The 16,591-nt window shown below is 67.3% G+C and carries 11 protein-coding genes and 1 pseudogene; 4 read left to right on the top strand and 8 right to left on the bottom strand.

Going from position 1 to position 16,591, the window contains the following annotated elements; translation table 11 throughout:
- The 3 genes and pseudogenes from HUV06_RS07555 to HUV06_RS07545 form a co-directional block, all read right to left on the bottom strand.
- A pseudogene (locus tag HUV06_RS07555) lies at positions 1-455 on the bottom strand (hypothetical protein); the annotation flags it as partial.
- Positions 456-580: 125 nt separating this feature from the next.
- Positions 581-3,214 (bottom strand): aminopeptidase N, encoded by a 2,634-nt coding sequence (pepN, locus tag HUV06_RS07550; RefSeq protein ID WP_174300663.1) that lies wholly within the window; start codon positions 3,212-3,214, stop codon positions 581-583.
- A 65-nt stretch (positions 3,215-3,279) separates the two neighbouring features.
- Positions 3,280-3,843: a hypothetical protein gene (locus HUV06_RS07545; RefSeq protein WP_174300662.1), complete on the bottom strand. Its 564-nt coding sequence runs from the start codon at positions 3,841-3,843 to the stop codon at positions 3,280-3,282.
- A 275-nt stretch (positions 3,844-4,118) separates the two neighbouring features.
- On the opposite strand from HUV06_RS07545, the gene HUV06_RS07540 reads away from it, so the two are divergent.
- Together HUV06_RS07540 and HUV06_RS07535 are read left to right on the top strand one after the other, a co-directional pair.
- Entirely contained in the window at positions 4,119-5,291 is a 1,173-nt protein-coding gene (locus tag HUV06_RS07540; RefSeq protein WP_174300661.1) for an FAD-dependent monooxygenase, read from the top strand.
- A gap of 179 nt (positions 5,292-5,470) precedes the next feature.
- Positions 5,471-5,806: a hypothetical protein gene (locus HUV06_RS07535; protein WP_371811020.1), complete on the top strand. Its 336-nt coding sequence runs from the start codon at positions 5,471-5,473 to the stop codon at positions 5,804-5,806.
- Positions 5,807-6,422: 616 nt separating this feature from the next.
- Here HUV06_RS07535 and HUV06_RS07530 read toward each other — a convergent pair.
- A complete protein-coding gene (locus HUV06_RS07530; protein ID WP_174300660.1) occupies positions 6,423-7,667 on the bottom strand; it encodes an acyltransferase in 1,245 nt (414 codons plus the stop codon).
- A gap of 523 nt (positions 7,668-8,190) precedes the next feature.
- On the opposite strand from HUV06_RS07530, the gene HUV06_RS07525 reads away from it, so the two are divergent.
- Positions 8,191-9,252, top strand: a complete 1,062-nt coding sequence (locus tag HUV06_RS07525) for an O-antigen ligase (RefSeq protein ID WP_217433704.1) — start codon at positions 8,191-8,193, stop codon at positions 9,250-9,252.
- Between the two features lie 20 nt (positions 9,253-9,272).
- On the opposite strand, the gene HUV06_RS07520 is transcribed toward HUV06_RS07525, so the two are convergent.
- Positions 9,273-10,862 (bottom strand): FAD-dependent oxidoreductase, encoded by a 1,590-nt coding sequence (locus HUV06_RS07520; protein WP_174300658.1) that lies wholly within the window; start codon positions 10,860-10,862, stop codon positions 9,273-9,275.
- A 120-nt stretch (positions 10,863-10,982) separates the two neighbouring features.
- On the opposite strand from HUV06_RS07520, the gene HUV06_RS07515 reads away from it, so the two are divergent.
- The gene (locus HUV06_RS07515) at positions 10,983-11,945 is read left to right on the top strand and encodes an aldo/keto reductase (protein WP_174300657.1); all 963 of its coding nucleotides are present in this window, start codon (positions 10,983-10,985) and stop codon (positions 11,943-11,945) included.
- A gap of 97 nt (positions 11,946-12,042) precedes the next feature.
- On the opposite strand, the gene HUV06_RS07510 is transcribed toward HUV06_RS07515, so the two are convergent.
- Genes HUV06_RS07510 through HUV06_RS07500 form a run of 3 tightly spaced genes read right to left on the bottom strand, consistent with a single transcriptional unit; the run spans position 12,043 to position 16,155 of the window.
- The gene (locus HUV06_RS07510) at positions 12,043-14,271 is read right to left on the bottom strand and encodes a Wzz/FepE/Etk N-terminal domain-containing protein (protein WP_174300656.1); all 2,229 of its coding nucleotides are present in this window, start codon (positions 14,269-14,271) and stop codon (positions 12,043-12,045) included.
- Between the two features lie 11 nt (positions 14,272-14,282).
- Positions 14,283-15,584 carry an outer membrane beta-barrel protein gene (locus HUV06_RS07505; RefSeq protein WP_174300655.1) on the bottom strand — a complete coding sequence of 434 codons (1,302 nt, stop codon included), beginning with the start codon at positions 15,582-15,584 and terminating at the stop codon, positions 14,283-14,285.
- A 13-nt stretch (positions 15,585-15,597) separates the two neighbouring features.
- On the bottom strand, positions 15,598-16,155 hold the full coding sequence (locus HUV06_RS07500) for a polysaccharide biosynthesis/export family protein (RefSeq protein ID WP_254600964.1): 558 nt from the start codon (positions 16,153-16,155) through the stop codon (positions 15,598-15,600).
- Positions 16,156-16,591 lie beyond the last annotated feature (436 nt).

Below are 16,591 nucleotides of genomic sequence, written 5' to 3'. Positions count from 1 at the left end.
GCCGCCGGCAGGCCGAACCACGGGCGGTCCTCCTGCGCGCGCACCAGGCCCGCCTGGCGAAGGCCCGCCGCAGCGACCGGATCGCCTCCTGCGGCAGCGATCGTCCCCTCCCGTACGAGGGCCGCCGCCTTCACGACAGGCGCCCCGTAGCGGAGCGCCGCAGACACCGGATCCGGCGCCGCAGCCCCCGCCACGGCGGCCAGCCTGAGCGCGGCGGACAGGCCGGAGGCCCGCGCCGCCAGACGCTCCGCAGCGATCCGTGAGCTGTCCATCGAGGCGGCGCCGGAGACGGTCGGCATGCGCGAGAACGTCAGGACCGTGTAGACGGCCAGCAGCAGCAGGGCTGAAAGCACGGCCACACGCAGCACCAGCGAGAAGGCTCCGCCGGGCTCCAGCTCGGCTTGCCCTCCCGTGCCCCGCGCAGCCCCGCCGCCCTTTGGCGCCCGCCTGGACAAGCCGGCCATCCTCCCCCGATTCAGCTTTGGAATCTTAAGCGCGCAGACTCGCCCGTGTCACCTGAATGCGAGGTGATGCTGTCGCTTCCTGGGGAAAGACCCGCGCGCCCGACGCGGCCAGCCGATCAGACGCCGAGCGCCTTGACCGCCAGCTCCGCCACGTTCCTGGACAGTCCGGTATGTCCCACGATTCGCTCCAGCTGCCCTCTCATCTGGTCCGCCAGCGCAGAGCGGTAGCGGCCATGGTCGCCGAGGGGGCCGACCAGCCGCGCCGCCAGCGTTGGGTTGAAGGCGTCCGTGGACAGAACCTGATCGGCCAGGAAACGGTAGCCCGCACCGTCAGGAGCGTGGAAGCGGAAGGGGTTGGCCACGCTGAACCCCACGACCAGGGCGCGCAGGCGGTTGGGCGTCCGGGGATCGAAGGCCGGGTGGGCGGTGAGGCCGAGCACCCGACCCACCGTCTCCTCGCCCGGCGCGCGCGCCTGGACGGCGAACCACTTGTCCACCACTAGCGGCTCGCTCTTCCAGCGGGTGTAGAAGGCCGCCAAGGCCGCATCGAAGGGTGCGCCGCCGATCTGGGACAGAGCCGAGAGGCCTCCCATGGCGTCGGTCATGTTGGCGGCCGCGTCGAAATGTCCTGACGCCCGCGCCTGATTGGCGGCGTGCGGGTCGGCGACGAGCATGTCCAGCGCCGCGATGCGCAGCGCCCGTCGGCCGGCGCCAGCGGCTTCGGGGGAGAAGTCGTCGCCCGATTGCAGCGCCCCGTGCAGTCCGGTCAGCAGCTCCGAAAGGTGCACCGCGATGCAGGCGCGCAGCGCCTCGCGCGCGATGTGGATCAGGGTGGGGTCGGCGTGGGGCGCGAGGGCGGAGGCAAGGTCGGCCTCGCCCGGAAGCTCCAGCAGAAGGGCCTTGAAAGCGTTGTCGGCGGCCTCGTCCTGAAGGGCATGGCCGAGCGCCTCGGCGAAACGCGCCTCGTTGACTTCGTCCGGCTGGCCACGCACCCGCGCCAGGATCAGCTCGCGGGCCAGGGCCTGCCCCGCCTCCCAGCGGTTGAACAGATCCGGGTCGGCGGCCAGCAGCACATAGCCTTCGCGAGGCGGCGCGTCGGCGCCGAGCACCACCGGTGCGGAGAAGTTGCGCAGCGCCGACAGCACCGGCAGCCGCGCGACGCCCTCCAGCCGCACCCGCATCTCGGCCCCGTCGAGCACCAGGGTGGCCTCACGCGTCGGAGCGTCGGCGCCGGGTAGGCGGAACGCCTGCGCCGCACCCTCCCCGTCCAGCAGGCCGAGCTTCACCGGGATCGGGAGCGGCTTTCCCGGCCGGTCCGGCCCGCCCGAACTCGTCTGGCGCAGGGTCAGGTCCAGCACCTCGGCGGCCTCGTCGTAGAGCGCCTCGATGGCGAGCCGGGGCGTTCCCGGCTGTTCGTACCAAGTCATGAAGGACGACAGATCGCGGCCCGACGTTTCCGCGAAGCAGGCCAGGAAGGCCTCGACCGTCGTTGCCGTGCCGTCCCAGCGGTCGAAGTAAAGGTCGAGTCCGCGCCGGAAGTCCGCCTCGCCGAGCAGGATGGAGAGCATGCGGATGATCTCCGCACCCTTCTCGTAGATGGTCGCTGTGTAGAAGTTGTCGATCTTCAGATAGCTGGAGGGACGGACAGGGTGGGCGAGCGGGCCGGCGTCCTCGGCGAACTGTCGGGTGCGGAGCGCGCGCACGTCCTTGATGCGCTGCACCGCCGCGCCGCGCTCCTGGGCCGAGAAGGCCTGGTCGCGGAACACGGTCAGCCCCTCCTTCAGGCAGAGCTGGAACCAGTCGCGGCAAGTGATGCGGTTGCCCGTCCAATTGTGGAAATACTCGTGCGCCACCACGCTCTCGATGCGCTCGTAATCGGCGTCGGTGGCGGTTTCCGGATCGGCCAGCAGCAGGGAGCTGTTGAAGATGTTCAGCCCCTTGTTCTCCATGGCGCCGAAGTTGAAGTCGCGCACGGCCACGATCATGAACAGGTCCAGATCGTACTCGCGCCCGAACGCCGTCTCATCGAAACGCATGGCCCGCTTTAGCGCGTCCATGGCGTATTCGGCCCGGGCCGACTGGCCGGGATCGACGTAGATGCTCAAGCGCACCTCGCGCCCGCTCAGGGTGACGAAGCTGTCGGCCAGCTCGTCCAGCTCGCCCGCCACCGCGGCGAACAGGTAGCAGGGCTTGGGAAAGGGATCGTTCCACACCGCGAAGTGGCGGTCGCCGTCGAGCCGGCCCTGCGCCACCAGGTTCCCGTTGGACAGCAGCCTTGGATAGGTCGAGGCGTCGGCCTCCAGCCGCACCGTGTAGCGCGTCAGCACGTCCGGACGGTCGGGGAAGAAGGTGATCTTGCGGAACCCCTCCGCCTCGCACTGGGTGCAGAAACGGCCGCCGGACATGTAGAGCCCCTCCAGCGCTGTGTTACCCTGGGGGTCGATCTGGACCTCGGTTTCCAGCACGAACGCGTCCGGCACGCCGGGGATGGTCAGGGTTTCGGCGTCCTGGGTGTAGTCGGCTGGGGCGAGGGTGCGCCCGTCCACGCTCGCAGCCAGCAGCTTCAGCCGCACTCCGTCCAGCACCAGAGGCGCGGCGGCCCCACCGTCTCGACGCAGCTCCAGCCGGGCGCGCACCCGCGTGGCGGAAGGCTGCAGGTCGAGCTCCAGCCGCACCGCCTCGACGCGAAAGGCCGGCGGCGCGTAGTCCTCCAGGCGGATGGGAAGGGGTACGGGCTGTTCGGTGCGCATGGCGCGGGTTTAGCCGCAGGCGGGGGCGGGCGCTACCTTCCGCCGCAGGCGCCGGACAAGGCCGCCTATTCCGCCGCCATCGCCATCGCCGGCCCGGACTGATCGTCGCTGATGAAGCGCAGCATCTGCTTGGCGTAGCGGGCCAGGCGCAGCAGCTCTGAGGAGCATTCTTCGGGGGCGTCGGAGGCCTGGGTGGTCAGCTCGCGCGCCAGGCGCACCAGTTTGGGGGCGCAGGCGAGCAGGCGCGCCTGGTATTCGATCCGGTAGGGGTCGCGGTCGTATTCGGCGCCCGGCACGCGCCAGCCGCCCCAGTCGTTGGCGTCGGTGACCACGACGGGGAAGGTGCCCGGCTGCGGATGGTGGCCGCAGTCCTCGGGCGGCTGCCACTTGTTGCGGGCGCGCAGGATGCGCCACTCGCCGCCCTCCGCATCCGGGAGCGCCTGCTCCGCGGGCGCGTCGGCGCGCAGCTCCTCGTTGCGGAACTCACGGCCCAGACCGACATCGTAGGTGATGCGGACGGGCTCGTCGAAGCCTTTGGCCCAGATCGGGATGATCCGCTCGATGTTGGCCCAGGCGCCGACGGACTCCACCCAGACCTTCTGATGCCGGTGATACAGGGCCTTGGCCATAGGAGGACTCGTGAGGCGACGGGCGCCACACTGCGCCTGCAGGCTTTAACGGCGGGTCAATCCGTGGCTGGACGAGGTCATGTCGGCGGCGGCGCATACCCGGTGCTCAGCCAGGCCGGTCGCCCTTCGCGATCACCGGCCGAAGGCGTCTTGGCCCTTGACCTGTCCGGGCGCCAAACCGAATTGGCTTGGATGCAGGAGCGCCATCGTCTCGCCGGTTCCAAGCCGGGAAGGTCTTCGCCGAACGCCGCCGCGCGCGACAGGACCCAGGTCGGATGAAGGTGATCGTGGCCGGCGGCGGTATAGGCGGCCTGGCGGCGGCGCTCTCGCTGGCGCAGCGCGGCGCGGCCGTCACCGTGCTGGAGCGTGCGCCGCAGCTCGGCGAAGCGGGCGCCGGACTGCAGCTCTCTCCCAACGCCACGCGCCTGCTGTTCCGGTGGGGACTGGAGGATGAGCTCAGGCGTGTCGGCTTCGCGCCCCTCTCCGCAGACATCCGCGACCGCGGCGGGGCGGTCCTGCTGAGCACCCCGCTGGGCGCCGCCGCGGAACAGCGCTGGGGCGCGCCCTACCTGCAGGCCCATCGCGCCGACCTGCACGCGATCCTGCTCGCTTCCGCCGGCGCAGCGGGCGTGCGGATGCAGGTCGACTGTCCGGTCGAGACGTTCGAAGACGACGGCGGAGGCGTGCGCCTGCGTACCCGCGGCGAGACGCTGGACGCCGATGTCCTCATAGGTGCGGACGGCATCCATTCGCAGGTGCGCGCCGCGCTGGCGGGCCCGCGGCCCCCACGCTTCACCGGGCAGATCGCCTGGCGCGGCCTGGTGGAGACGCAGCGCCTCCCCGCCGGACTGATCGCCCCCGCCGCCACCGTCTGGACCGCGGCCGGCGCGCATTTCGTCCATTACCATGTGCGAGGGGGCGAGCTGGTGAACTTCGTCGGCTTCACCTCCGGCGCCCGGTCAGCGCCGGAGTCCTGGACCGAACCCGCCAGGCCCGGCGAGGTCGCCGGCGCCTTCGACGGCTGGGCTCCGGCCGTGCAGGCCCTGATCGCGGCGCAGCGGGGCGGCTGCGGCTGGCGCTCGGCGGTGCACGACCGTGCGCCCTCGCGGAGGTGGACCCGCGGCCGCTCGGCCCTGCTCGGCGACGCCGCCCACCCCATGCCGCCCTACCTGGCCCAGGGCGCCGGCATGGCCATCGAGGACGCAGAGGCGATCAGCCGACACCTCGCCGGGCCGCTGCCTCCGCAGGAAGCGCTGAGAGGCTATGCGGCGGAGCGATTCGGTCGCACCCGGCGCGTCCAGGCCTGGGCGCAGCGCAACGGCGCCATCTTCCACCTGCCCGGCCCGCTCCGCCAGGCGGCCTTCGCCGTCGCCAGGAGCGGGGGCGGCGGCGCAGCCCGCCTGGACTGGCTCTATGGCTACGTTCCGCCGAGCGAGCTCTGCCCATGAGTGGCACCTGGCCGTCCGCCGGCTGATCTCCAGGGAGCCCTGGACCAGCTTTCGGTTCATCGAAAACGGCGCGGCTTTTTCTACCTTGCCGAGCCCGGGCGCGTGCAGCCGATTGCGCAGGGCGCCTAGGACACGGCAAGCTCAGCCGCGCCGACTCGCTTGCGCGCGAGGACTTCTGCATGTTCGCCACCCTGCCGCTGCTGGCCCTGCCGGTGATCGGCTACAACCTGCTGGTATTCCTGCTGCTGCCCGGCAACCGGCGCGCGTCGGCCGACGCGCGCATGCTGGAGCCCCTGCTGAGGGTGCCCATGGCGTCCGGCGGGCTGTGGTCGGTGACGCTGGGCGATCTGGTGGTGCTCGTTTCGCTGCTGATCCTGTTCGTGGAGCTGCTGAAGTCCACCGGCAGCCGGCACATCGCCATCATCAACCACTCGCTGTCGATGCTGCTGTTCATCGGCTGCCTCGTGGAGTTCCTGCTGTTCCGCGCCTTCGCCACGACGGCCTTTTTCTCGTGACCATGATGGTGTTGCTGGACGTGCTGGCCGGCTTCGTCATGACCATCGTCACCGCTCGCCGGGAGGGCGAGTAAGGCCGCTCAGCTGAGGGCGGAGATGATCAGCACCACCAGCGCCACATCGAAGATCCGGGCGAAGGCGGGCAGCTTTGAGAGGAGGAGGGGCAAGAGACGGCTCCAAAGGAACGCCTCGGGGCCTGCAAGCCGCAGGCCAGCCTAGATGCGCTTCAGCGCCACGGCGCCTTGGCTCGAGCGCCGGTCGCCCTCGCCAGACCACTCGGTTCCGAGATAAGCTCTGCGTGCGGCCTGCAGCACCGGCATCCCGCCCTTGAGCCCACACCGCTGCCCGCCTGCGCCAAGCATCTGCGCGACAAAGCTAATCTCAACCGTCGACCTGCCGCCCTTCGGCGTGTCCCCTGGCGGCGGGCAAGGAACCGGTAGCCTTCTGGACGGCTCGTCGGCCTTGCGGACTGTGTCAGCTTGATCGTTCATGCGAGCACCCTGAGCCCCGCACTGCAGGGTTCAGGCCAAATAGCCAGAGCCTATGGCTCCCACTCCTTGTTCCCTGGCAGGTCAACATATTCGAACCGGGCCGTGGGACTTGGCGATGCGGCAGGCTACGATGCGTCCAAGTTGGGCGCGAGGCGCAGCGATGGACGACGTCCCAGCCGCTCCGCCAGGCGCCGCGGCCAATCGTCCGCCATGAACGGCCGCTCAATCAGGGCGTAGAAGACCACGCCGACGCCGAGCACGACGATGATCTGCAGGGCGACGGCGGCGACGAGCCAGACCGGTGTGGCGTGGCCACGCAGAAGTCGCACGAGCAGGGGCGAGGTCAGTTGCAGCACCTGCAGGTGCGTCAGATAGATGGAATAGCACTGGCCGCCGATCAGGCTGACCGCCGGCAGGGCGCAGAAGCTGCGAAAGCTCGAAGATGGCGCAAGCACCCCGCAGAACATCATCAACACGCCGGCGATCAGCCCGCTCATGTAGATGAAGCCTGAAGCCGGGTCCACGGCATGCACCATCAAGGTGGTCGCCAGGAAGACCGCCAGGCCCGCCCAACCCAGGAGCGCAGCCACACGGCGGCGGCCGTCGAGCGCACTGCGCATGGCCGCCTGCCCCTCGGCCACCAGCACGCCCAGCCAGAAGTAGGGGAAGTAGAGGAGCAGGGTGAACTGGGTGAAGGGCGTGTGCCGGCTCCAGGGCACGAAGCAGGCTATGTAGATGCTCACCAGGAGCAGCACCATGCCGGCCGCGAAGCGATCGACGGGGAGCTTCAAGGCGAACATGAGCGCGAACAGCACCGGCGCGACAAGGTAGAACTGGACCTCGATCTCCAGCGACCACCCTGGCGGAAACAGCCGAGGCATGCTGCCGAAGAGCCAGCCGTGCGAATAGGCCAGGCTTCCCAGAAAGCTCGTCACCAGCGAGTGCGGCTCGGCGTTGAACCGGCCGCTGTCGCCGAACCGGAGGCCGGTCGTTCCGACCAGCACGAAGGTGCCCACCAGGAGGATGATGTAAGGGGGCTCGATCCTCAATACCCGACGCTTGAAGTACCGCTTGAGCGAGGCGGCCTCCAGCGGGTTGCTCGGGCGCTTGAGGAACTGGGAAGCGATGATGAAGCCGCTGATGGCGAAGAACAGCAGGACGCCGGGGCCGGGCTTGGCCAGCAGATCGATCACCCCGCGGGTCGATGCGGACTGCGGCGCCCCATAGGTTCGCAGGCTGCGTTCCAGCAGGTGGCCGACGATCACCACGCCGATGGCGACGAATCGGAGCCCGTCGACCTCAGGACGATAGCGACCGTCCGAGGTGCGCCTACGCAGATGGCTTAGGAGAAACGTGCCAAGTTGTGCCAAAATCACCCCTTGAAAACGACCGCTGGGGTCAATGACCGAACCCCCTCGCGACTTCAACTCAGGCATAGGGGGGAAACAGCCCCTCCATCCCTCAGCTACGCCCGTCAGCTGGCTAGGGATACCGGTGTTTTGCCGCCAAGCCTTCCATATCGTTCCGAAGCGTAGCGCAAAGTACGCCCATACCATTTAAGCTTGGATAGGAAGTGAGGTTGTAAAAACCACTAAGACTGGAGCTTGACGGTTTTATGGGGCATGCGCTCGGCTTAATCGGGCAGGCGGCTTACCCCTTTGCCGGTCAGCCCTGCAAGGCGAAATTATGACACAGCTATCGCAACATTTAGATGAACGGGTGGCGCGGCCAAGCCTCGAGACATGGGGCACGCTCCTCGTTGGCTTTTTCCTCTTCCTTGAGAACTCCCAGTTCGGAGGACCGGCGCTGCTCGTTGCCGATGCGCTTTGCGCGGCTGTACTGCTTTTGCTAGCAGCGCCCGTCTTGGCCAAGTCGGTCCCAACGTCCTGGCCGTTGCTGCTCCTCCCCGCTTGGGCCATCATCTCCATCTTCTGGTCGTCGGATCCGCTCGGGACAGCCCGTTACAGCCTGCAACTGGCGCTGACCTGCCTCGGGGGCGTGGCGATCGCGGCATTGGTCCCGCCGCGCCGCTTCGTACTGCTGCTGTTCGGGGCAACCTTCTTATTCGCCCTGGTCTGCATCGCCTCCCGCCGTACCGGCCCGGCGGCAGACGGGATGGTGCTGGTGGGGCTGACCGGCTCGAAGAACCAGCTGTCCTATGTCGGCCAGATGCTCATCTCCACGGCCCTGGCGGTCGGCGTCGATCGGGAACGTCACCTGGGCTGGCGCGCGCTCACCCTCCCCGCCCTGGTCGTGGGCGCCTATCTGGTGCTCGTGACCAAGTCCGCGACCGGGGTGCTCACCGCGGCCCTGGCGGCGGCGCTCTTCATCGGCTTCGTCGTCTATCGCGCGACCGCGCCGTCGCTGCGCGCGTGGCTGCTGATCGCGACCGGGGTGGCTGCGCTCGGTCTCGCGGTCGCAGGGGTGTTTGCGGTGGGCGGCGGCGGCCTCGACAGCTTCCGACGCGACGTCCTGCACAAGGACGCCACCCTGACGGGACGCACCCTGCTGTGGTCGGTGGCGAGCGACGCCATCGCCCAGCGCCCCGTCCTCGGTCACGGCTACAAGGCCTTCTGGACCTCCGGCGACACCAACGCCATCGGTCTGCTGCGGTCGGTGAACGTGACCGACGCCCGCGGCTTCGGCTTCCAGGACACCTATCGTGAGATCACGGTCGACCTCGGCGTGACCGGCCTGGCGCTGCTCGCCCTGGCGACGGTCCCCGCCTTCCTGCGCCTGCTCGGCCGGGAGTTGAGCCGGCCTGACCATGTCGAGGCTTTCCTCGCCGTGACGGCCGTCATCTTCGTGATCCGCTCCACCGTGGATATGTCCGTGGAGCCGATGTACATCTATACGACGCTCATCTACGCCCTTTGTGGCTACGGGCTGAAACGTCGCGATCCTGCGACGGCTGCGGGTCGCCTCTCGGTCATGGAGCCCAGCCACGCCGTTTGAGCGCGCAAGCGCGTAGGCGCTCAGTTGATGCTTCGCTTCAGGTGGTCGGCCAGCCTGAGCGCGAGAGCGACGATGGTGAAGGTGGGATTGGCGTGGCCGCCTGTGGAGAAGACGGAACAGCCCGCCATGAACAGGTTGTCCACCCCGTGCACCCGGCAGTCCGCATCCACCACGCCGGTCTCCGGCGTCGCGGACATGCGGGTCGTCGCGATGTGATGGTAGGTCCCCTCCAGGTCCCGCGGGCCTAGCGCGCCTTCCTCGCTCAGCCAGGGCTCCGGTGTCACCTGACCCAGATCGAGTCTGCCCATCTCGCCCGCCACCAGCTCGCAGAACCGGGCGGCCGTCCGCCGCTCGTCTTTGGAGATGCGCCAATCGACCCGCGCCTGGGGCATACCGAACCTGTCCGTCTGATCGGACAGGGTGACGCGGCTGGCGGGGTCCGGAGTCTGCTCCAGGTCGACGAGCAGGCCGATGCTGCGGGTCTTCAGCATGGCGTGCCGATGCTGGACGCCCCGGCGCCACAGGTTGCGCCCGATGGCCGCCGGATCGACGGCGGCGGCCAGTAGGCTCGATCCTGCCGCCCCCAGCTCGCGCGCGCGGACATGGGAGCCAAACGCCTTGACGCTCTCCCACGCGGAAGCCGGCTCGGCTTCGTAGGTCACGATCATGCTTGCATTCAACAGTCCTTCCGCCCGTTGGACGGGTGCGGGCAGCGCCATGCCGAACTCGTACTGGACGCCCCCGAACGTCGCGAAGATGTTCAAGCTGTCCTGCAGCTTTTCCGAGTTCGCCGTGCTTGCTGCGATGGAGGCGGTCTGGCCGCGCGGATGCTGCATCAGGAAGCGCCCGAGCGCACGGCGCCCGCCCTCCAGACGATCGCCGCCGTTGGCCAGCAGGAGCCTGGCGTTCTCGATGCCGCCGCAGCACAGGACGAAGGCCTTCGCCCGCACGACCCGGGTGGCGCCCGTGGTGCTGCGGACGACAAGCTCGCGCAGATGCTCGCCGCCTTCGTCGAACGCCAGCGAGGTCACGTTCGCGCCCAGCAGAACCTTGACGTTGCCCGCCTGCTCAAGCGCGCTGTGGTGACGCTTGCCCCAGTTGATGTAGACGCGATTGCCCTGAGGCGCGTAGCGCCAAGTGAAGGGCTCCACCTTGCTCGGGTCCAGCGGCAGGGGCAGCGCCCCGGCGCTACGCCCGGCCTCCGCGTTCGTACCCCAGGCTTCTGGAAAGCCGCACAAGGGACGGGCCAGTTCATACCAGGCTTCGAGGTCCTCCAGCGCGATCGGCCAACCCGAGTACGGCACCCAGGGACGGTCGGCGAAGTCGATGGCGTCGAGCTTGGCGCATCGTCCGGTCCACCGGCTGGTCGAACCTCCGAACACGCGATATCGGCCCTCATCCAAGGTGACCGGGTAGCCGATGCTTTCGCCTTGATACAGCGCCTGGGTCTGCGCCTCGTCCGCCAAGCCTCCGCTTTCGAGCAGAAGCAGATCCAAGTGCGTGCCGACCAGCGCCTGCGCGATGCTGATGCCCGCCGCGCCGGCGCCGACGATGCAGATGTCGGCCTCCAGCGCCTGCCCGTCGCCAAGCGTCCTTAGATCTGAGATCACGCTGCCTCCATTGCCGGCGCTACCGCGGCCGGACGTAGCTCACGGGGAGGGGAACTGGTATAGCCTTGTCACAGCGCAAAAGCCGCGCCTCGCCACTCCAGCTATCCAGGTCTTCCCCGCATGAGACTACGCGACGAACTCGGCTTGGAGCAACCGGGCGCGGTGCGGCTCGGCTTCGGCTGCGCCTCGCTCGTCGGCAAGGGTTTTGATGCGTCCGATGGCGAACGGCTGCTTGAGGTGGTGCTAGACGCCGGCGTGCGTTACTTCGATACCGCCCGCATGTACGGCGAGGGGCGAGCGGAAGCTGTACTTGGAAGTCTGGCGGCCCGGCGCAGGAGCGACATGGTGATCGTCTCCAAGGCTGGAATACTTCCTCCGAGCCGTTCCCCGGTCGCCCGGGGACTTCGCAAGGCCTACGCCCTTGCTCATCGGACGGCGCCGGGGTCGCAGACCTGGCTCAAGCCGCCCGCCTTCTGCGAACCCGAGTTCAACGTCTTTTCCCGGAAAGCGTTGACGGCCAGCGTGGAAGCAAGCCTGCAGGAACTCAGGACGGACTATCTGGACATCCTGTTGCTGCACGACCTCGATCCGGCGGATTTGACCGATGATCTGCTGGACACGGTACAAACGTTGCAGCGGGAGGGTAAGGCGCGTCACGTCGGCATCGCCACCGACCCGCCGCAAACGCGCAGTCTGGTCCAGCGGAAAGAGACGCCCACCGAGCTCGTTCAATTTGCGAGCAGCGTGTGGAACGACAACCTGTCTTCGATACGGGCCCTGACCGATGCGCCTCTGGCGATTCACTCCGCCATGGGGACGCGCTTTCGCGCCTTGGCTCAGCGGTTGAAGACCATGCCAGACAGAGCAAGCGTCTGGAGCCAGCGCCTCGGCATGAACGTCGCCGAGCCGGCCGTTCTGGCGGAGCTGTTCCTGGGCCACGCCCTGGCGTCCAACCCGGGGGGCTTGGTGCTTTTCTCCTCCGTCAACGCCCAGCATGTGAAGCGAAACATCGCCACGGCCGGCAAGACGATCTCGTCAGAGACGCTGACCGCCTTCGAGAGCTTGGCGCGCGACGAACACTGACGCGGGCTTGGTTCGCTCTCTCCGTCGACCCTGGACCTCGGCGGCGCGCACCGCCGCCTCCAGCCGCATGTGCTGCAGGATGCGGTGCGCCCCTTAGTCAGTCGACATAATAGCTGCGGACCGCGCGGGTGTAGCCGTAGCGGTCGCCATAGCCGGCCTGAGTCATGCGGCGGAGGTCGACCTGGGTAAGGGCTACGCCCAGCACATTGGCGCCGCTCTCCAGCAGCAGGTCCAGCGCCGAGCGGCTGGCGGCGACCGGGGTGCGACGCCAGCGGGTGAGCATCAGGACTGCGTCGACCCGGCTTGCGATCAGCCGGGTCTCGGCGACCGCGAGCACCGGCGCGGTGTCCAGCACCACCACCTCGAACTTCGAGAGCATGGCCAGCAGGCGATCAAGGGCGGCGGGCGTGAACACGTCGGGCTGCAGTTCCCCGCTCCGCGCGGCCCGCAGGATGAAAGCGCCTGAGCGCTCGTCGCGGACCAGCGCCTCCTCCAGCGTGGCTCGCCCCTCCAGCACGTCGACCAGGCCCCAGTTGCTGCCACCCGAGAGGTTCGACACGCCGCGCCGGCGCAGGTCGCAATCCACAAGCACGGTGAGCTGGCTGCCCAGCGCCAGCGTCTGGGCCAGGCAGAAAGCGGTCAGGCTCTTGCCCTCGCCCGGAAGGGCGGAGGTGATCGCGATGGTCCTGGGCACGCCCGCCGGACCCTTGGCCAGCATGACGTAGGCGCGCAGGCTGCGGAAGGCCTCGGCGAAGGCGGAGAAGGGGTGCTCGGGAACGTAGAGATGAGCCGAGGTCTTGCGCCCGCGTCCGGTCGCCACCGAGTCCAGCAGGGGGACGGCGCCGGCGGAAGGCAGACCCAGCCGCCGCTCCATCTCGGAGGCCGTTTCCAGCCCGGTGTTCAACATTTCGAGCACCACGATGGCGGCCAGCCCGCAGAGCAGGCCCAAGGTGACGCCGCCGATGAGCGCTACGCTCATCTTGGGCCATTCCGCAACGGCTGGAATTTGGCCGCGTGACACCACCCGCGCGTCCGGCTGCAAGGTCCCCTGCTGGGACGTCGTATCCTTGGAGGCGTTCAGGTAGGCTTGGTAGATCAGCCGAGCCGCATCGGCCTTGCGCTGCAGGTCCTGAAGCTCGACCTGGGCGGCGTTGTTTGAAGCCAGGGTTCCCGTCGCGGCGTTCTGGGTACCTTGCAGGGAAGCCAGCCGCTGACGCGACGCCTGGGCGTCGGCGCTCAGGCTCGACATGATCCGCTGGACTTCCAGATTGATCTGAGCGCGGGTGTCTTGGAGTTCCTGACGCGCCTTGACGACGTCAGGGTACTCGTCGCCGTAGTGGCCGGAGAGCTGGGCCAAGCGCTGGCTGTCGTCGGCCTCCTGAGCGCGTAGAGTGCGGATGGTGTCCGACGACAACGCGGCGCCCACGTCTTCGCCGTTGCCTCCGTGCTGGACCTGACCTCGCGCCGCATCCAGGCGCGCCTGCTTTTCGGCGTTGTCCGCACGGGCGAGGGCTAGCTGCTGGTCGTAGTTGGAGACCTCCTGTTCGGCCAACGTGGCGCCGTTGGCGCTGAGCAGGCCGTTTCGGATCTTGTACATCTGAACCGCGTCATCGGCCTGCTGGACGTCGCGCGTTAGTGCGGCCAGGCGCGGGCTGATGTCGGCGGCCGTCTGAGCGGCCTGATCCGTGCGCGCGCTGAGCTGGTCAGCGATGAAATGATCAGCATAGGCGTTGGCGATGGCCGCCGCCTGCTCCCCTGTCTCGGCGTTGGCCTTGATGTCGATGACATAGGTCAGCCCTGCCCGCCGCACCTTGACGTGGTGCATGAGGGTGGTGACGACCTGTTCAGCCGTCTGATGGGCGTTTTCCGCAGCCGACCTAGGACGCGGCGGCAGGATCGCCTGGCGGATGGCGTGCAGCAGGCTTGGCCGCTTGTTTGGATCGGCCGCCGGATTGAACTCCGGGTCTCGTTCGAGATGAAGCCGGTTGACAACCTCCTGCGCGAGCGCGCGGCTCTGCAGGATCTCCACGCGCGTGTCGACCGCGGGGCTGTCGATGGTCGGCGGCGGGGCGCTGTCGGCCTTGTCGTCGGAGGTCACCTGCTGCTGATCATGGGTCGCGATCAGGACGCTGGAGGTGGAGCTGTAAGTCGGTTTCTGCAGGGCGATCACCAGCACCACCGCCGTCGCCACGACGATTGCGACCACGGCGGCCGGGCGCCAGCGCCGACGCAACACGCCGGCAAGCTTGCGCGGGTTGAACTCTGTCGCGGGGCTCGCCTCAGCCGGTCTCGGCAGCGGCGTCGCCAGGGATGACGCGTTGTTCATGGCTGCAATCTTCAATAATTCAGGGTTAAGACGAGGGTGAGCTGGTTATCGGAATAGGTCTGACTTTTGTCGTTCGACGTAGAGTCTTGGCGCAGGAACGTGTCGCTCAATTTCCAGTATGCCCGCCTATTCATCAGATAGTTGACGCCCAGCGTAACCGAGGGCCGGTTGTCACGCCGGTTAATGTTCAGATACTGATCCTGTTGATAGTTGAAGCGGCCGGTGAGGATGATGTTGCGATAGAGCTCGTGGTCCACCTCAGCCCCGGCGCTTGAGAAAAGCACCAGCGGGCTTAGGGCCAACGCCGAGTCGGTGAACTCCCTCAATCCGTCGAAGGTCACCGTGGTGAGCCCGGTCGGGAAGAACTCGAGCCGCCCACGTGCGCCGAAGCCGGAGGCGTTCGCAATGCGCGGGTCGTTGAAGGTCTCGACGATGTAGCCAAGAGCCGCCTCCCCGCTGACGAGCTTGGGCAGATCCAATCGCACTCCGCCTGCGACCTCGCCCCCGATGGAGTTCCGGTTCAAGTCTTCCGGAAGACCGGTTCGACTCGGGAAATTGCGGAACGAGCCGACCGCCTGAACGAAGACCGCCGTGTCCGGGCTGACGGCGTAATCGGCTCTCGCCGTGATCCTGTCCCGATCCTCGTTGCGATAGCCCTGAGCCACTACAGCCCCGGTCAGGTCCTGCGCATTGTCGTAGTGCAGCGTGCGATGGTTCTCAGCAAGCTCGAGCGTCAGCCGATTAAACGTCTTGAGGGCCGCGATCTCCGCAATGCCGCGATTGTACTCCACCGGATTGCGCGTGAAGGTCGGCGCCCCGGAGGAGAGACGCGGCTCGAAGAGATGATCGAAACCGATACGCCCACGAAGTTGCAGGTCACGGCTGATATCAAGCTGGCCGAGCGCGGCGACGCCGCCAATCGTCTCGCTTTCTGATCCGTAATGTACGTTGCCGTCGTGCTCCGCGTGGGCATCCAGTTCAAGGCTGTTGGAAGCCCAATTCGAGATCAGCTGGGCTTTGCCCCCGACGACACCGATTTCATCGGCTTCCTTGAGGTCTGATCGGGCAAGAATGTTGTTGTCGTAGACCACCCCGGCATCAAGGGAGCTGAGGAGATCGAAGGAACCTACTTGCACGGGTATGGCGTCGTAGCCGGGACGTTTCCGCTCAAGGACACCGACGCTGCGGTCGCGGATGAAATTTTCGGGGATCACGTCCTCGGTTAGGGTCTGAGCACGGGCCAAGGAACCGGCCATCACGTAAAGGAGGGTGGAGACGAAGACCGTCACCGCGCCCGAAAAAAGACGTTTCACGGATCGCCGACCGTTAGAAGTGGCGTTCGCTGACGCGGATGACGTCGCCAGGCCGAACCTCCAGATCGCCGGTCAGCGAAAAGACAGCTTCTCCGCCTTCGCCGCCATGCTTTATGAAGACCCTCCGGACATTGGCACGGTAGGTGAAGCCCTGGGCGGATGCGACTGCCGCCAATACGGTCAGGTCCGGCTCGAATGGGTATTCGCCAGGTTTATTGACTTCGCCCAGGATGTAATAGGGCCGATAAGTTATGATCTCGAGGCTAACCCGAGGCTTGCGGACGTATCGAACGTCAAGCTTCTGCTCGACGTCTGCGCGCACTTCCTCAACCGTGCGCCCTTTTGCAGGTATTTCACCTATGAGCGGAAAGGCAAGCAGACCGGAGGCGGAGACGGAGAATTCACCAGACAGGTTGTCCTCGCCGAACACAATCAACCGGAGCTTATCGCCAGGCCCTAGTGAATAGCCGCCGTTCGGCGCGCGGGCGCTCGTGACACTTCCCACCATGGTCGGGGCCGCGGGGCCTTCGGCGCACGCGGCCAGAAGGCCAACCCCCACTAGGATCAACATCCCCAACCGCATTCGCCTCATCGAAGCCCCCATCTACTCGCTAGCCGCACCCTTCGAACCTGGCCCGCTTCGGGTCAATACGGCATATTGCACTAACGCTTCATCAAATTTGGCGCCACGTTCAGGGGAGCCAGCACGCCGCATCCCGGCGCCTGCGAGCCAATCTAACCGACCTGGTCCAACGTGTCGGCAGCGGCCTATCGCGCACAGGATGTCGGCATGACAAACCTCTCAATGTTTGTCCGGGCCGTCGCCTGCAATGCCTATCATACAGTCAGAAGCGTCTTTGAGTGTCTGATCAACCACGCCTGCATCAGCAGCGAACTAAGCTGGTCCCCAGAAATCGGACAGGGGGTTGAGGTGGGTTCGACCGAGAGGAAGGACGGACCCGATGACGGGGGAGCGGAAGGCGGTAATCTGCTGAGTTCAAGGCCAA

The sequence above is a fragment of the Caulobacter sp. S45 genome (assembly GCF_903642205.1).
Lineage (GTDB): Bacteria > Pseudomonadota > Alphaproteobacteria > Caulobacterales > Caulobacteraceae > CAHJWH01.
Note: the sequence above shows the minus strand (reverse complement) of the source record. Positions and strands in the feature narration are given on the sequence as shown.

Coding starts and splice junctions, on each gene's coding strand:
- HUV06_RS07510 (WP_174300656.1), bottom strand. CDS start 14,271: ATGAACAACGCGTCATCCCTGGCGACGCCGCTGCCGAGACCGGCTGAG.
- HUV06_RS07540 (WP_174300661.1), top strand. CDS start 4,119: ATGAAGGTGATCGTGGCCGGCGGCGGTATAGGCGGCCTGGCGGCGGCG.
- HUV06_RS07500 (WP_254600964.1), bottom strand. CDS start 16,155: ATGTTGATCCTAGTGGGGGTTGGCCTTCTGGCCGCGTGCGCCGAAGGC.
- HUV06_RS07535 (WP_371811020.1), top strand. CDS start 5,471: ATGTTCGCCACCCTGCCGCTGCTGGCCCTGCCGGTGATCGGCTACAAC.
- pepN (WP_174300663.1), bottom strand. CDS start 3,214: ATGCGCACCGAACAGCCCGTACCCCTTCCCATCCGCCTGGAGGACTAC.
- HUV06_RS07515 (WP_174300657.1), top strand. CDS start 10,983: ATGAGACTACGCGACGAACTCGGCTTGGAGCAACCGGGCGCGGTGCGG.
- HUV06_RS07545 (WP_174300662.1), bottom strand. CDS start 3,843: ATGGCCAAGGCCCTGTATCACCGGCATCAGAAGGTCTGGGTGGAGTCC.